Annotated in this window: 14 protein-coding genes, 1 tRNA gene and 1 pseudogene; 5 read left to right on the plus strand and 11 right to left on the minus strand. The window is 62.5% G+C overall.

Translation table 11 applies throughout. From position 1 onward, the window contains the following. The 3 genes from IYW40_RS02075 to trpB all read left to right on the plus strand — a co-directional run. On the plus strand, positions 1 to 1395 hold a 1395-nt coding region (locus IYW40_RS02075; protein WP_246720583.1), incomplete at its 5' end, for a mannose-1-phosphate guanylyltransferase/mannose-6-phosphate isomerase. Between the two features lie 127 nt (positions 1396 to 1522). Then, positions 1523 to 2164: a phosphoribosylanthranilate isomerase gene (locus IYW40_RS02080; RefSeq protein ID WP_196399183.1), complete on the plus strand. Its 642-nt coding sequence runs from the start codon at positions 1523 to 1525 to the stop codon at positions 2162 to 2164. 189 nt (positions 2165 to 2353) lie between these two features. Beyond that, positions 2354 to 3592 (plus strand): tryptophan synthase subunit beta, encoded by a 1239-nt coding sequence (gene trpB, locus IYW40_RS02085; RefSeq protein WP_196399184.1) that lies wholly within the window; start codon positions 2354 to 2356, stop codon positions 3590 to 3592. Between the two features lie 123 nt (positions 3593 to 3715). Here trpB and IYW40_RS02090 read toward each other — a convergent pair whose 3' ends face one another. The 3 genes from IYW40_RS02090 to IYW40_RS02100 all read right to left on the minus strand — a co-directional run bounded on the left by IYW40_RS02090 (position 3716) and on the right by IYW40_RS02100 (position 6449). After that, positions 3716 to 4660 (minus strand): heparan-alpha-glucosaminide N-acetyltransferase, encoded by a 945-nt coding sequence (locus IYW40_RS02090; protein ID WP_196399185.1) that lies wholly within the window; start codon positions 4658 to 4660, stop codon positions 3716 to 3718. Continuing rightward, the gene (locus IYW40_RS02095; RefSeq protein WP_196399186.1) at positions 4657 to 5652 is read right to left on the minus strand and encodes a hypothetical protein; all 996 of its coding nucleotides are present in this window, start codon (positions 5650 to 5652) and stop codon (positions 4657 to 4659) included. The genes IYW40_RS02090 and IYW40_RS02095 overlap by 4 nt, the downstream gene beginning before the upstream one ends. Positions 5653 to 5897: 245 nt before the next feature. Continuing rightward, entirely contained in the window at positions 5898 to 6449 is a 552-nt protein-coding gene (locus IYW40_RS02100) for a L,D-transpeptidase (RefSeq protein ID WP_196399187.1), read from the minus strand. A gap of 154 nt (positions 6450 to 6603) precedes the next feature. Here IYW40_RS02100 and mepA point away from each other — a divergent pair, with 154 nt between their 5' ends. After that, positions 6604 to 7536 carry a penicillin-insensitive murein endopeptidase gene (gene mepA / locus IYW40_RS02105; RefSeq protein WP_196399188.1) on the plus strand — a complete coding sequence of 311 codons (933 nt, stop codon included), beginning with the start codon at positions 6604 to 6606 and terminating at the stop codon, positions 7534 to 7536. Between the two features lie 4 nt (positions 7537 to 7540). On the opposite strand, the gene msrA is transcribed toward mepA, so the two are convergent. Then, a complete protein-coding gene (gene msrA, locus IYW40_RS02110; RefSeq protein ID WP_196399189.1) occupies positions 7541 to 8191 on the minus strand; it encodes a peptide-methionine (S)-S-oxide reductase MsrA in 651 nt (216 codons plus the stop codon). A gap of 32 nt (positions 8192 to 8223) precedes the next feature. After that, on the minus strand, positions 8224 to 8541 hold the full coding sequence (locus IYW40_RS02115; RefSeq protein ID WP_196399190.1) for a hypothetical protein: 318 nt from the start codon (positions 8539 to 8541) through the stop codon (positions 8224 to 8226). Between the two features lie 125 nt (positions 8542 to 8666). On the opposite strand from IYW40_RS02115, the gene IYW40_RS02120 reads away from it, so the two are divergent. Continuing rightward, positions 8667 to 8756, plus strand: a tRNA-Ser gene (locus IYW40_RS02120). A 1146-nt stretch (positions 8757 to 9902) separates the two neighbouring features. Here IYW40_RS02120 and IYW40_RS02125 read toward each other — a convergent pair. The 6 genes and pseudogenes from IYW40_RS02125 to IYW40_RS02150 form a co-directional block, all read right to left on the minus strand. Further along, on the minus strand, positions 9903 to 10082 hold the full coding sequence (locus IYW40_RS02125; RefSeq protein ID WP_175093858.1) for a hypothetical protein: 180 nt from the start codon (positions 10080 to 10082) through the stop codon (positions 9903 to 9905). A 513-nt stretch (positions 10083 to 10595) separates the two neighbouring features. Next, a pseudogene (locus tag IYW40_RS02130) lies at positions 10596 to 10712 on the minus strand (IS110 family transposase); the annotation flags it as partial. Between the two features lie 11 nt (positions 10713 to 10723). Next, positions 10724 to 11953, minus strand: coding sequence for a TIGR04372 family glycosyltransferase (locus IYW40_RS02135; RefSeq protein WP_196399191.1), 1230 nt, complete (start codon positions 11951 to 11953; stop codon positions 10724 to 10726). Between the two features lie 109 nt (positions 11954 to 12062). Next, positions 12063 to 12758: a class I SAM-dependent methyltransferase gene (locus IYW40_RS02140; protein ID WP_196399192.1), complete on the minus strand. Its 696-nt coding sequence runs from the start codon at positions 12756 to 12758 to the stop codon at positions 12063 to 12065. Between the two features lie 4 nt (positions 12759 to 12762). Next, positions 12763 to 13695 carry a sugar nucleotide-binding protein gene (locus IYW40_RS02145; protein ID WP_196399193.1) on the minus strand — a complete coding sequence of 311 codons (933 nt, stop codon included), beginning with the start codon at positions 13693 to 13695 and terminating at the stop codon, positions 12763 to 12765. After that, positions 13692 to 14687, minus strand: coding sequence for a class I SAM-dependent methyltransferase (locus tag IYW40_RS02150; protein ID WP_196399194.1), 996 nt, complete (start codon positions 14685 to 14687; stop codon positions 13692 to 13694). The genes IYW40_RS02145 and IYW40_RS02150 overlap by 4 nt, the downstream gene beginning before the upstream one ends. Positions 14688 to 14846 lie beyond the last annotated feature (159 nt).

A 14846-nucleotide genomic window follows, 5' to 3' on the forward strand; every position in this document is an offset into this window, starting at 1 on the left:
GTTATTATGTGCGGCGGATCGGGGACGCGGGTGTGGCCCGAGTCGCGCGAGACGCTTCCCAAGCAGTTTATTCCGCTCATTGGCGAGCGCTCCACCTTCCAGACGACGATGGCGATGCTGGCCGACCCGGCGTTCGAGCGGCCGATCGTCGTCTCTAATTTCGACTACCGCTTCCTCATCGCCGACCAGCTGCGCGAGATCGGCGCGCAAGCCGACGTCGTGCTGGAGCCGTCGCGCCGCGACTCGGGTCCGGCGGTCGCCGTCGCGGCGGGCCTCGCCGCGCGCCGCGCGCCCGACACAGTCGTCGTCGTGCTCGCCGCCGACCATGTCGTTCGCGACACGGCGGGCCTCGTCGATCTGTGCAAGCGCGCGAGCGCCGCGGCGGCGCAAGGCTATATCGTCACGCTCGGCGTCAAGCCCGACGGCCCCGCGACGGGATACGGCTATCTGCGCCCCGGCGCGCCGCTTGAGTCGTGTTGCGAGGTCTACAAGCTCGACGCTTTCGTCGAAAAGCCGGACCGCGCAACGGCGCAGGACTATGTCGACGCCGGCTATTTCTGGAACAGCGGCAACTTCATCTTCCGCGCCGACGTCATGCAGTCGGAGATTGCGCAATTCGAGCCCGGCATTTTCGCCGCCGCCGAAGCGGCGATTGAAGCGGCCCGCCAGGATCTCGGCTTTATGATTTTGAACGCCGAGGCCTTCGCGCACGCGCCGAAGAAATCGATCGATTACGCCGTGATGGAAAAGACCGACAAAGCGGCGCTGATTCCCGCCGACATCGGCTGGTCCGACGTCGGCACCTGGCGCGCCGTCTGGGAATTGTCGGACCGCGACGAAAACGGCAATTCGGTGCGCGGCCAAGGCGTCGTCATGAACGCCCGCAACGTCCATGTGCGCTCCGAGGACACGCTGACCACCGTCGTCGGCGTCAACGACATCATCGTCGTGACGACGCAGGACGCCGTGCTGGTGCTTAGCCATGAGCATGGCGATCAGGTCAAACAGCTCGTCGAGCAGCTGCGCAGCGAAAACCGGCGCGAAGCGGGAGAGCACAAGCGCATTTTTCGGCCGTGGGGCTATTATCAAGGGATCGACGAAGGCCAGCGCTATCAGGTGAAGCGCATCGTGGTGAAGCCGGGCCAACGCCTGTCGCTGCAGAAGCATTTCCACCGCGCCGAACATTGGATCGTCGTGCGCGGCACGGCGGAGGTCGGCCGCGACGAGGAAATCCATCTCGTCCACGAAAACGAGTCGATCTATCTGCCGATAGGCAGCAAGCACCGCCTGACCAATCCCGGTAAGATCGATCTGGAGCTGATCGAAGTGCAGACCGGCTCCTATCTCGGCGAGGACGACATCGTCCGCTTCGAGGACGCGTATAATCGGGGGTAGTTAGCGCCCTCATGCTGAGGAGGCTCCGGAGCCATCTCGAAGCACGAGGGCGCCGACGGTTTCCTCGTCCTTCGAGACGCGCCTTCGGCGCTCCTCAGGATGAGGAAACCTTCGTCTACGGAACGGAATGTCGTCAACCATCGTTAAAATCTGCGGTCTGTCCTCGCCCGAGACGCTTCTCGCGGCGATTGGAGCCGGCGCGGACATGGCGGGCTTTGTCTTTTTCGAGAAAAGTCCGCGCCATATCGACCTCGAGACCGCCCGCACCCTCGGGCGCCTCGCCAGCGAGCGGGTCAGCAAAGTCGCGCTCACCGTCGACGCTGACGACGCCGCGCTCCAGGACATCATCGACGCGCTCGCGCCCGACTATCTCCAGCTTCACGGAAGTGAGACGCCGACGCGGGTCGCCGAGGTGAAGGCGCGCTTCGGCCTGCCGATCATCAAGGCGGCGGGCGTCGCGACGCCCGGCGATGTCGAGGCGGCGCGCGCCTATGAAGACATCGCCGACGTCATTCTGTTTGACGCCAAGCCCGCGCCGAACGCAGCGGTTCCTGGCGGCGCCGGCGTCGCTTTCGACTGGTCTCTGCTGCGCGGCGTCGCTGCGAAACATTGGATGCTTTCGGGAGGACTCACGCCCGAAAATGTGGCGGAAGCCATGCGCCAAACCGGCGCCCGCGCGGTGGACGTCTCTTCCGGCGTCGAGCGCGAACGCGGCGTCAAGGACGCGGCGAAGATTGCAGCCTTCCTGGCCGCCGCTCGGCTTTCATAGCGGCGTTTGACAGTTTAAGACTGCGCCGACGGATCGGCCCCCTCCCTGTCCCTCCCCCGCTCTGCGGGAGAGGGGACGCTAACGAAGCCGCGCTGCGGCAAACTCGATGACGCGCCGTATCTGACTCCCTCTCCCGCGCAGCGGGGAGGGTTGGGGAGGGGGTAGTGACGCAGAGCGAGGACGCCCCCCGTGAACCAGCCGATTCCCAATTCCTTCCGCGCCGGCCCGGATGAAAACGGCCGCTTCGGCATTTTCGGCGGGCGTTTCGTCGCCGAAACATTGATGCCGCTCGTGCTCGACCTTGAAGGAGCTTACGAGAAGGCGAAGACCGATCCGGCTTTTCACGAGGAGCTCACGAGCCTCCACAAGCACTATGTCGGGCGCCCTTCGCCGCTCTATTTCGCCGAGCGCATCACCGACTATGTGCGGGAGCGCGCGGGCGAGGACAAAGGCGCCAAGGTCTATTTCAAGCGCGACGAGCTCAACCATACCGGCGCGCATAAGATCAACAATGTGCTCGGGCAGATTCTGCTCGCGCGGCGCATGGGCAAGAAGCGCATCATCGCCGAGACGGGCGCCGGCCAGCATGGCGTCGCCACCGCCACCGCCTGCGCGCGCTTTGGCCTCGACTGCGTCGTCTATATGGGCGCCGTCGACGTCGAGCGGCAGAAGCCCAACGTCTTCCGCATGAAGATGCTTGGCGCCGAAGTCATTCCCGTGCAGTCGGGCGCGCGGACCTTGAAGGACGCGATGAACGAGGCGCTGCGCGACTGGGTGACGAATGTCGCCGACACTTTCTACTGCATCGGCACGGCGGCGGGGCCGCATCCCTATCCGGCGATGGTGCGCGATTTTCAGTCGATCATCGGCAATGAGACGCGCGTCCAGATGCAGGAGATGGAGGGGCGGCTTCCCGATTCGCTCGTCGCCTGCATCGGCGGCGGCTCCAACGCCATTGGCCTGTTCCATCCGTTTCTCGACGACGCCAGCGTCGAGATTTACGGCGTCGAGGCGGCGGGCCATGGCGTCAATGTGCCGAATGGCCATGCGGCCTCGCTCACCGGCGGGCGCCCGGGCGTGCTGCACGGCAACCGCACCTATTTGTTGATGGACGACGACGGCCAGATTCTCGAAGGCCATTCGATTTCGGCGGGGCTGGATTACCCTGGCATCGGGCCGGAACATTCCTGGCTGCATGAGATCGGCCGCGTGAAATATCTGAACGCCACCGATCAGGAGGCGCTGAACGCTTTTCAGCTCTGTTCGAAGCTCGAGGGCATCATCCCGGCGCTCGAGCCCTCTCACGCGCTGGCGAAAGTGTTCGAACTCGCGGCGCTAAAGCCGCGCGATCATCTGATGGTGATGAATATGTGCGGCCGCGGCGACAAGGACATTTTCACCGTCGCCGAGCATCTCGGCGGGATGTGAAAAAAGCATCCTCATCCTGAGGAGGCTCTGGAGGAGCCGTCTCGAAGGACGAGGATGCGCGAAAGCCCTCGTGCTTCGAGACGCGCCTTTCAGGCGCTCCTCAGCATGAGGGCAATGCAAGGCTTATCTGCCGTTCGCGGCGCACTTTTGCGCGATCTCGTTGAGCCGGCGTCCGCGCTCGACCTCATCCGTCACGCCGGCGAGCGCCCTGCTGCGGATGGCCTCCCGCGCCGTGCACTGGCAGGCGTCGTGGCAGATTTTTCCCTCTCCGCCGTCCTCCATGCAGCGCGCTTCGCATGAGGCGACGAATTCCGTCGCCTCGACCGCGGGCGGCATGAGATAGGCGAGTCCCATAAGGAGCGCGAAGAGCGCCGGCTGATGCGCGAGATAGATGAGCAGGCTGTGCCGGCCGAGGAAGGGAAGCCATTCCCTCTTAGCATGTGTGGGGAGAGGGTTAGCGCCCTCGCCGCTCACCCTTGCCCTCTTCCCGTAAACGGGGAGAGCGAGTTTTCCCGCCGCGACGCCGAGCAGCAGCGCGCCGGCCCAGGGAAAGAGCGGACGCCAGTCCTGGGTCATTGGTTCGCTGGTCGAAAGCCCGATCCATTGCAGCCAATCGGCGTTGAAGGCGGACGACGTGAAGAACGCCCCGCCGAGAAGGAAAAAGGCGCCGCCAACGAGCGCGACGGACCAGGGCGCGAGCAGAAATGGGACGGCGATCAGACTGGCGACCGCGATGCAATGCAGAATGCCGAAGAACACAAAAGCGTTGGGAAAGAGGGCATAGGTGCCGGCCGTCACCAGCGCCGCCGCGGCGCCGATGAGCGCGAAGCGGCGCCAGAAGGCCGGCCAGCGCATTGAATCGCGATTCGCCAGGACCAGCGCGACGCCGGCGATGAACAGGAAGGCGAAGGCGATCGAATGGCCGAATATTTTGACGGGCGCCGACCAGGGGAGATTGGCCGGCGCGTAGCCGAAATGCGCGAGATCCCAGATGAGGTGAAAAACGATCATCGCCAGGACGGCGATCCCGCGCGCCGCATCGAGCGCCCACCATCGGCCCTGATTCATCGGCGCGCGGCCGCCGGCGGCGCGCCCTGGAACTTGCTGAACACCATGTCGGGCGCCGAAAGATTGTGGCGCGAGGGCAGATGGCGGCCGACCCACACTTCGGTCGCGCTGGCGCCAGGGAAGCGAATGACGGGCGCTTCCTCCCAACTCTTGCCGCGCTTGCTGCGCCAGGCGACGATGGCGGCGTCGCTCATCGTCTCCATGGCGTACATCGACCGCAGCGCCGCGAAGGGTAATCCGTTCGGCATCGCCTGACTGAAGGAGACGTCAAGCGTTATCCGGTCCTGATCGACGCTCTTGATCGAGAGGCGGCCTTCGCCGCCGCGCCTGAATTTGAGGATCAGGCTGCGCGATTGAGGCTCGAAGACGATTTCCTCGATATCGACGATCGGCCGCTCCTGCGTCTCGACCGGCCCGACGAGAAAGGACGAGCCGTAAGCCGTCCAGCGCATGTCGTCGAAGGGCAGCGGCCGCGCCCGCCAATAGCCGTCCGGCGGATAGAGCACCATGATCTCTTCGGCGCGCTCGCGGCGCCACATCCAGAGCTGGATCAGATGGAAGCCGTGCTCGACGGAATCGCCGACGCGGATCGGCACGTCGTTGGGGCGCCAGAACGAGGGAAAGGTGTAGCCCGTCAGCCAGAATTCCGGCGTCTCCCAGAAGGTCTTGCGGCGCGCCTGCGAAAACGCCTTGGGGTCCACGGTGAAATCGCAGCTCGACCAGTCGGGGGCCCAGCGATCCGAGGCGATCGTGTTGATGTAGGATGGGTGCACCGCCTGAATTTGCAGACTGCGCACGCGCGGCGAGATGAAGTCGAGCTCGACATTGTCCTTCTCGGCGCAGAGTTCCGGCGCCGAATTGTTCTCGACGCGAACTTGCAACTCTTCGGCCGCGTCCGGAGCCTGCGCCGAGGCTGAGCCGGCGAAGGCCAAGCCGCCAGCCCCCAAGCCGCCGGCTCCCAAAAGAAAGCGGCGGCGATCAAATGTCGTCAAGCGGAGATTCCCTGTTGCTTTTGAGGTCCTTATCGCGCGCAAAGGAAGCGCGCGGCAAGCGTCGGGAAGCATTAACGGGCCGCAAAAGGCGAAAACAAGGAGTGGACCCGCCCGGCTAGGACAGGCTTAGAGCAGGCTCCGAAAAAGTTGACGGACTTTTTCGATGAGAGTCTGCTCCACAATTTGATTTTGAGCGATTCCTTCACCGATCACAGGATTACAGGTGATCGGGAATCGCCGGGCGTTCAGAAAAGGCCGCCGCCAAACAAAGCGGCGAAAGGATCGGCGACTGCGTAGCCCGAGCCATAATAAGAACGCCCGCGCGAGGACGCATAGTGGACGCCGCCGCCGCGCCCGGCGCTGGCATAGTAATGGTTCCGTGGCGGCGCGCCGGTGATTGAAATGCGGCCGCCTTCGCTCTGGACCATTTGATACAGCATCGCTGCGTGGCCGGGCGACAAGCGAACGCAACCATGCGACGCCGGCTGGCCGAGCATCCCCGTCGCATAGGAGCCATGAATCGCATAGCCGCCGCGGAAGAAGATCGAGTGGGGCATTGGCGACATGTGATATTTGCGCGAATAATGCATGGGCTGCAGGCCGGTCGGCGCAAATGAGCCGCGCGGCGTAGAATAGCCGGCGCGGGCCGTCGACACCGGCCACGAATAGCTGCCCGACGAAGACTGCACATGCATGGTCTGCGTCGAAAGATTGATGTGGATGTGTGTGGTGGCGTTCGCCGCGCCGAGGCCGGCGATCAGAGAAACCGTCGCGGGAAGGATGACTGAAAAACGCATAGCGGACTCCTGACCCAACGCGCAGCATGCCCGCGCTCTTGCGCTGGCTTGGCGCTACAACAAAGCTAAATGAAGCGTTAAGCTTTCGCGGCAAGGCTCAATCGCAACGCTTTACGCGGCGCAGGCAATTATGGAGACTGGGGGGCGAAAGCCCATGATGACAGGTTCGACATTGCGCAGGCTTTGTGCGGCGCTACTCGCCTTCGCGGCGCTCGCCATGGTTAACGGCGCGCCGGCGCAGGATAAGGGCGCGCTCGACCCGAAGCCGCTGCCGCCGCTCGCCAATCCGTCCAGTCCAGGGACGCCGGCCCGAGAACTGTTTGGCCGCGCGCACGCGGCGGCGGCGCTCCATCCCGATCCGATCGGCTTCTATTCGCGCGGCTGCCTCGCGGGCGGCGAGCCGCTGCCGATCAACGGCCCCCACTGGCAGGTCATGCGGCTGTCGCGCAACCGCAATTGGGGTCATCCTAATCTCATCGCCTTTTTGAAGCATTTTTCGTCGAAGGCGGCGCGCGAATCGGGCTGGCCAGGCCTGCTCGTCGGCGATCTGTCGCAACCGCGCGGCGGGCCGATGCTCTCTGGCCACGCGTCCCATCAGATCGGGCTCGACGCCGACATCTGGCTCACGCCGATGCCCAATCGCGAATTAACGCGCGAGGAGCGCGAAGAGCTGATGTCGACGGACGTGGTGCGCGAAGATCGGCTCGACGTCCGCCCCGAGGTCTGGAGCGCGGGCCACATCGCCCTGATCCGCGCGGCGGCGATGGAGCCGGCCGTGCAGCGCATCTTCGTCAACGCCGCGATCAAACGCGCGTTATGCCGCTCGGCGCAGGGCGAAAGCTGGATGCACAAGGTGCGGCCGATGTGGGGCCACAACTACCATTTCCACATCCGGCTTCACTGCCCGAACGGCTCCAACTGCCGCGACCAGGACCCGACTCCCGCCGGCGACGGCTGCGACGCGTCGCTCGCCTGGTGGTTCAAGGATGAGGTGCTGCGCCCGAGAACGCCGGGCGGCAAGAGCTGGCCGCCGATGACCATGGCGGGGTTGCCGTCAGCCTGCCGCGAGGTGTTGCGCGCGCAATAGGCCTTCAGCCGGAGCAGTCGCCGAGCGGGCAGGCGATGCCGGTTCCGCCCAGTCCGCAGTAGCCGCCGGGATTTTTGGCGAGATACTGCTGGTGATACTCCTCGGCGTAATAAAACGGCGGGCTCTCGCGGATTTCCGTCGTGATCGCGCCCAGGCCCGCCTGCGTCAATACGCGTTGATACATGGCGAGCGACTCCTTCGCGGCGGCGAGCTGTTCCGGCGTCGAGACATAGATGGCCGAGCGATATTGCGTGCCGGCGTCATTGCCCTGGCGCATGCCCTGCGTCGGGTCATGGCCCTCCCAGAACTTGCGCAACAGCTGTTCGAAGGTCATCGCCGGCGGCTGATAGACGACGCGCACCACCTCCGCATGGCCGGTGCGGCCGCTGCAGACGTCCTCATAGGTGGGATTTTTCGTCGTTCCGCCGGCGTAGCCGACCGACGTCACATAGACGCCTTCGCCGGCCTGCCAGAATTTGCGCTCCGCGCCCCAAAAGCAGCCCATGCCGAAGAGGACCTGTTCGGACCCCAGCGGAAACGGCGGATCGAGCGGCCGGCCGTTGACGAAATGGCGCGCCCCATGCGCCACCGGAGTCTCGCGGTCGGGTATGGGCCCGAGCAGCTCGGAAAGACCGAGTTCGTCGAAGATGGTCATGGCAGCGATATAGTGTGGCGGCTCGAGGGAAACTAGCGGCGGGCGTAATAGAGAGGCGCCGACCGCCGGTGGCTGAGCAGGATCAGCAGAGCCCCGACGCCGCCGAAGGCGACGCTGACCGGCGCCAGCATCAGCGTGGTCAAAACCGGGTCCCACAGAAAGGCCGAGACATTCTCGACGCTCGACTGCAGCGACTGGTAGAGGCCGGGAAACACCGCGGACGTTCCCCTGCTGACGCTCGTCACCATGACGCGGCCGGCGGCGATCGAGCGCGTGCCGTCGACGATGAGGGCGATGAAGCCGCCCGCGAGCAAGAGAAGGCCGATCAGTCGGATGAGGAGTCGCAGCATGGTCTCTTCGTGCGAACGTAAATGTTGCGATGGCGAAAAAGCGTGGGGAGAATAGGCGCCGCGGCCGCGTCTGTCCATGCTTGGCGTTGCGTTCCGGTCGCGCGTGAATATAGTGCGCGCTTCGCGGAGGGGTGGCCGAGTGGTTGAAGGCGCACGCCTGGAAAGTGTGTATGCGGGAAACCGTATCGCGGGTTCGAATCCCGCCCCCTCCGCCATCATAAAGATGTAAGCATATGATTTATTGTTGATATAATAGGCGGTGTTACAAATCGTGTACACTTCGGAAGCCACGGCTGCGATCGAATGCGATGGGTGCTGGAATCTCCACGAGCCTCCGAAGCGTCCCACAGCGAAAGCTCGCGCTCGATCTCGCGCACAATTCCTGAACCAAGCAGTGCGTCGCGGTTCGTCGCTCGTGTTTCAGGGGGTCGTTCGCGCTCGATCTGCAGCGTCGGCGTCAAACCGCGCTTCCTGAAGGGTTGCGCGAAAATCGGATTGGTTCAGCATATTCGCTCCCATGTGCGCGCCGTGCGTAAGCGATATGCCCCCGTTCGATATTTATGGGGTGACGCCATCAATGGCCGAGCGTGACCCTTATCATCCGACTGCCTCGCTTGCCTCAGCGCGCCCCGGCGCTATTTGGCCGGCGTCGCCACACGTAGCGACGTTCCAATCACCCTCCCGCGGCTTCCCCGTCGCGGGCCTTTTTATGGTTCATCCGCTGGCATCGCGCCGACCCGGATACGAACGCCCGCCATATCTGGCGGGCGTCTCTTCGTGCGAGCGGCTAGGCCTCACCGGCAATTCCACACCCAATGGCCTTGATCCCACACCCAACAAGGACCGTGAACGTGTCCGCCTCCACCGTAACCATAGCGATCGCCGCTCCAATCCCTGTGCTGATGGCGGCCGTGCCCTCCATAGTCTGGCAAATACCGGCCGTGGTGAAATGTGCCGGCGTGCGCGAACGACACCCACAACGTTGCGGCTGCTAGAATTGCGCCAAGCTTTAGAGTTTTGCGCATAGCGTCCTCCCTATTCTTCTGATGGAGAGAACTATGGCGCTCGGAGTTAATTTGAAGGGCGTGGATGGTGGGTGGCGAGAATGCGCTAGGAATGGGTTGTGTCGCCGCGCGTGAATAAGTTCGATATCGGCGATGACGACGCGAGCTTGATTGAAAAGATCGCAGCGGCGTAACGCTTCAAGCGAGCCACCCGTCGAGCCTTGGGTCGATTTGCCGACGCCTTCAAGCGAAAAGGCGGCCCTGCTCTCGGTCGAAAGCAGGGCCGCCAGCGAGGCCGGAAGAAGAGTGACGTAGGAAGGTCGTCTGACGAATAAATTTGGGTCGCTTCGCCCTTCGTCAAGCCCCGATTTCCTGCAATCGAACGCGCTGCTCAATTTGCCGCAGGAGCTTCTCCATTGCGGCTGGCAAAGGCTCGGCGGCGACGCCTGCAAAGATCGCACGCAAGTAGTCAGATATCGTCGCGACCTTCGTAGAGTCGGACAAACGCTGCCCCCCGTTCATTTTGACCATCAACACAATCAGATCCTCCACTTTCGAGGATATAATTCTTGACGGGCGCTAACGGTTCCCAATCAGCGAAGGAGCTGCCCGCGCCTTTTCGACGCGGTCGCTTGGGTTCAAAAGAACGCGGGCCCACCATGGGTGGCAGGACCGAAGGCTCGAGTCCGCCGCCCCATCTAGACAGCGGGCATCGGAGCGTTGCGCGCCGATAGCTCTAATCAGGGCGGCGGCGAGAAGGACGCAGGCCACGTTCCAATGGAATTGGATTATCTCAAGTTCACCGTGACGCGCTCTGCGTCTCTCCGGTTGCTTCAGCCACACGAAGCGATCGATGAGCCCGTCACTGCTGACGCGATCGAGTCCCAGGCTGTGTTGGCGCCCTCAAATTCTCGCTCGACGGCCCAGAGGCGAGGCGCCCACACACGCGTCACATTGAGGTCACGCCATCCCAGTCGCCGAATCTGCCCGCTGCCATTGAAAGCGCGCGTGCCGATTTCCTTCAACCGGGGTTGTTTCACAAGCAGCCCTTTGGGGGGCGACAACGCCATGCTCGGCTAATTGACCGCGCAGCGCGTTGATCAGTTGCGCGCGCTGGCGCGCCAGAAGATCGCGGGCGCGAAGCAGCATGGCGCGCGCCTGCTGCGCAGCCCGACGGCCTAGGAGCCGTGATGCCCTTTCTCAAGGGGCGCCAGTGCGTCGAGCAGATGACGATGACGACGCAGGAAAGCGGCCCCAATTCGACCTGCGGAATGCCACGAATAATGCTCCGGGCGCATCAAGGCGCGAAACCGCGCCTGCAATTCGGCGTCGTCTGGATCTTCGACGAATTTTCCTTCGAGCCGATCCATCATTTCCACGCCAAGTTCGGCGATATCCTGCGGCGTATTGTCAATATGCCGCAAGCCTTGTTCGGCGAACTCCGTGGTTAGGTAGTATTCGGACGAGATGTCCGCCAGCGCCTCGCCAAAAGACAAAGTGCGTCCGCTCGCGTCCTGAAGCAATTTGGGAATTGTTATATCGCCCGGAAAAAGTGAATAGGCCGCTCCAATCGGAGCCATATTGGCGAGCGCCGACCGCTTGCCAAAAATTCCCGAGATTATGAAAACGCCAGAGGTATTGCCGAGCACAAAGCGGCATCGCGCGAGGAGAAAAATATCCATCCACGCGCTTTTCGCAGGCGAACGCGCATAGTCGACAATCCCTGGGGCCGGCGCCAGCGGCTCCATCGTCGCGTCGCCGACCCTGATGCACCAGCCGCCGCGAGCGACGATTTCCCGCATGGCCTCTTTGTAACCGTCGATCCGTGAATTTCGAAAACTATGCGCCCAGTCGTGGACGGGCTTGAAGCCGCCTTCACGCGAGTGCACGCAGACGAACCAGGCCCCTTCTGGCATCCCCCAGGCCCGCAGCCGCTCCTCGCCCTTGGCGATTTCCGCTTCGGAAAGCTGTAAAAGCGGCGGCCGGTCACCCCAGAGCCGCTGAATTTCATGATTATGCGACGCTCCTCCGTGCGCAATGGAATACGCCGGAATAACATCGACGACCTCCGGAAACAGCAAGAAGGGCCGCAGCAGGACATTCATCGCTCGTGAGCGCACGACATGAATATAGCGCGTCCAATGCGCCAGAAGCGCGTCATTGGCGGGCTTACGACCGTCAACCAGGAGGATTGGTTTGACCTTTCGTCCCGAGAGTATTTGCCGCTTTAGATAGACGTCTAGGTCCATCGCGAGCTGGCCGAAATCCTCGATCAGCCAGATATGCGTGTGCAGAAAGCGATACCCCAAGCGGCTGAGGATTCGCGCCAAAAGGGCGTAAATTGGGTAAAAGAAAAGACCGTGACGCCCCAACATTTGTTCGGTGAGGCCTGTTCGATCGTCATTCATTCCAATTGATCCCGTCCTTTAAGTTTGCGAGCGACTAATAGCGTTCGTTCCAATGAATTTAGGAGACCCTGTCGCGCGAGCGAGGATCCGGCGCATCCGTCTCGGGCCACTAACTATTCGCCGCGATGGGCCCGGCGCATAATGCGATGTTGTAATGCGTCATCTTTGCGTAACCCGTATGAAGAACTTCGTCGTTCATGCCGAACATGAAGACGTTTCGAAAGTGGCGAAGCATGGTGTCTTTCAGCTCGGCCTGGGTCTTGCAGTTCACATGACCCAAACGAGACATCCGCGACGCGTAAGCCTGCGATTCGAGCGATGGCGCGCCGATGACGCAAGCTCCGTCTTGCGTCAGTGACGCTACGATATTTGAAATAAATCGGTGTTCGTTGGCGCGATCGATATGTTCAAGAACATCGAGACTATATGCGCCCGAAAAACGGTCGGGAAAAGGGGTCGCAACCATGTCGTGGCGGTGAAACGAGATGGGGTAACGATCGCCGGCGACAGCTCGAGCGTCCTCGATAAACTCCGGGTCGAAATCAACGGCCGTCACTTTCCTGACCGCCTGAGCCACGATCCTCGTTCCAAACCCGTCGCCGCAGCCGACCTCGAGGACATGGTCGGCGCCTTCGAGCATCTTCGCCACGAATTTGTAACGCGCCATCATGAAAGCGAGGCGCTTGGGATCGTCGAGATAGGCCCAGCTCGTCATCAGACCCATGCGCTGATGGCCGTGCTTGCGAATCTCGGTTACAAATTCCGCATATTGCTTTTCGCCTTCGCGCTCCACCTGGTCCCCCATGATTCTACGTCGCCTGGGGTATGATCATATCACTCTTGGAACAAATATCGGTTCGCGCCCAATCGGCAAAGCCCAACCCGACGTCGAGCTCCTCCAGGGCGTCGCCGATTCGAACGCCAATAGCGGTTTCAAGGTTACCCGGCGCCATGGAGACCCGCGGCGGCCGCTCCTCGACAGGAATTCCCGCCTTCGCGGCGCTGGCCGAGACCACCAATCGCGCGTCCGCGCCAAGACGGCAAGCAAGGTGGCGTCCTGCTTGCAGATAGCTGATTTGCTCAGAACCGCCCAGATGCCAGACGCCGCCCAGGCGCCGACAACCGATAAGTTCGACCCCTGCCACGACTTTCGCCATCGCGATTGGCGCCAAAAGCAGATCGTCGAAGGCCTCGATGGCTTCGCCCCGCGACAATTCGCGACGCCATCGCTGGAATAAATCGAGATGCGGTCCAACGACTTTGCTCAGGCGGACGATCGCGACAGAATCGCCCAAGCGCGACAATGCCGATTCTGCCTCGGCCTTCAGCTTTCCGTAGATTGATCGAGGCGAGCGCGGCTCCTCGGGACCCACGCCGCTCTTGGTTCCGTCGAACACTTGGTTCGTCGAAAGAAAAACGACGAAAGCGCCCTTCTTCACCGCTTGCTCCGCAATAAGAACCTGCGCGTCGACGTTCACTCTTCGAGCGAGCTCCGGCTCCAATCGACATTCCGCCAGTCGCGTCATCGACGCCGTAAGGATGACTACGTCGCGCGCCGAGAATGAAAGCTCGGGCAGATCGGCGCCGAGGTCGAGATAAAATTCGTTTTGTCGATCGACCGGCTGACGTCTGGTCGACGCGATCGCTTCTATTCGTTGCGCGCTCAAGCTTTTCATCAAAGCGGAGCCAATGGCTCCGCTTCCTCCGATGACGCAATATCGCGCGCTGGTATTGGCGCTCATCTGACGATGTCCGCGGCAGCGTGGTAACGCACGCCCTGTCTCGCCAAGCGGGATTTTACTGCGGCGGCGACCTTCGGAATCAGCGGAACGAAGACATCGGAATTCTCGGCGACGTTGTCAGGAGCGATGATGGGCCTGCCCATGTGCTCTCGCCCGATGCGCTGAGGGTCTTCGTCCACGAAAAAGTCGACCTCGTCACCGACCGCGCCCGCGAGCCACGTTCCGGAGATGGAGGTGCCAAAAATACCGAAATTCGCGCTCGAACGCGCGAGCTCTCGCGAGTTGCGCACTTGCGCGTTCAGCCAGTCGACCTGAGCGCGGATTTCATCCAAGCCCTTTTGAGGCGTCGCCGCCGGTCGGTCGCGGGATGCGACGGCTTTACCGATCCAGCTCAACTCCTTGGGGAGCAAGGCGTCGTGGGCGGCGACAGTCTCGTAGCCCGCGCGTTCGCCCAGGCGGCGGAGCGACTCGACAGTGAAGTGCGTGAGATGATCGACGATGACGAAATCGAATGGCGTGATTGCGCAATCCGGAACCTGCACGAAGACGCGCCCATCGTCGCCGATGAGACGCCGCAGCTCGATCAATGTGTCGACCGGCGAGATGAGATGCTCGAGCGAGTGGATGAGGGTGACGAGGTCGAAGCGCGCGTCGATCGCGTCAAGATCGCAGGTATAGAGCTCGACGAAATTCGGCAGTTGCGCAAGACGCTCGCGCGCGTCGTCGCGGATTTCGGCGCCGTAAAGGCGCCAGCGAGGATGGCGACCTGAAAAGGTCTTCAACGCCGAGCCGGTTCCGCATCCGAAATCGAGGACGCGCGCGTCCTCGCGAAGCGTGAGCGCGCCATCGAGATAGTCTATTATCAAGGCGGAGCGAGGTTGCGGCTCGGTCGATTGACCCGAAAAGATCGGTTGCTCATCGCCCTGAGACTGGTGATATAATTCGTAATTCCGGTAGATCTGCGCGATCTCCGCGCGCCAGGCGTCGTCCACGATTTTTTGAACGGCGCTACATTCTTCGCAATACGCGAGTCTTCCGCCTGCGGGCCACGGTCTAGCGTCAGAGGTGACACGCGGCAACTCGCGGAAGGACACGAGTTCGCGCAATCTTTCCGATCCGCAAACCTGACAAGCATGGCCCGACGACAGCAT

This window comes from Methylocystis sp. H4A, from assembly GCF_015709545.1.
GTDB lineage: Bacteria > Pseudomonadota > Alphaproteobacteria > Rhizobiales > Beijerinckiaceae > Methylocystis > Methylocystis silviterrae.

What these genes read in the sequence shown, in the direction of transcription:
- IYW40_RS02080 (WP_196399183.1), top strand. Translation starts at nt 1,523, where the DNA reads ATGTCGTCAACCATCGTTAAAATCTGCGGTCTGTCCTCGCCCGAGACG.
- mepA (WP_196399188.1), top strand. Translation starts at nt 6,604, where the DNA reads ATGATGACAGGTTCGACATTGCGCAGGCTTTGTGCGGCGCTACTCGCC.
- IYW40_RS02100 (WP_196399187.1), bottom strand. Translation starts at nt 6,449, where the DNA reads ATGCGTTTTTCAGTCATCCTTCCCGCGACGGTTTCTCTGATCGCCGGC.
- IYW40_RS02090 (WP_196399185.1), bottom strand. Translation starts at nt 4,660, where the DNA reads ATGAATCAGGGCCGATGGTGGGCGCTCGATGCGGCGCGCGGGATCGCC.
- IYW40_RS02115 (WP_196399190.1), bottom strand. Translation starts at nt 8,541, where the DNA reads ATGCTGCGACTCCTCATCCGACTGATCGGCCTTCTCTTGCTCGCGGGC.
- IYW40_RS02140 (WP_196399192.1), bottom strand. Translation starts at nt 12,758, where the DNA reads ATGGGGGACCAGGTGGAGCGCGAAGGCGAAAAGCAATATGCGGAATTT.
- msrA (WP_196399189.1), bottom strand. Translation starts at nt 8,191, where the DNA reads ATGACCATCTTCGACGAACTCGGTCTTTCCGAGCTGCTCGGGCCCATA.
- IYW40_RS02145 (WP_196399193.1), bottom strand. Translation starts at nt 13,695, where the DNA reads ATGAGCGCCAATACCAGCGCGCGATATTGCGTCATCGGAGGAAGCGGA.
- IYW40_RS02135 (WP_196399191.1), bottom strand. Translation starts at nt 11,953, where the DNA reads ATGAATGACGATCGAACAGGCCTCACCGAACAAATGTTGGGGCGTCAC.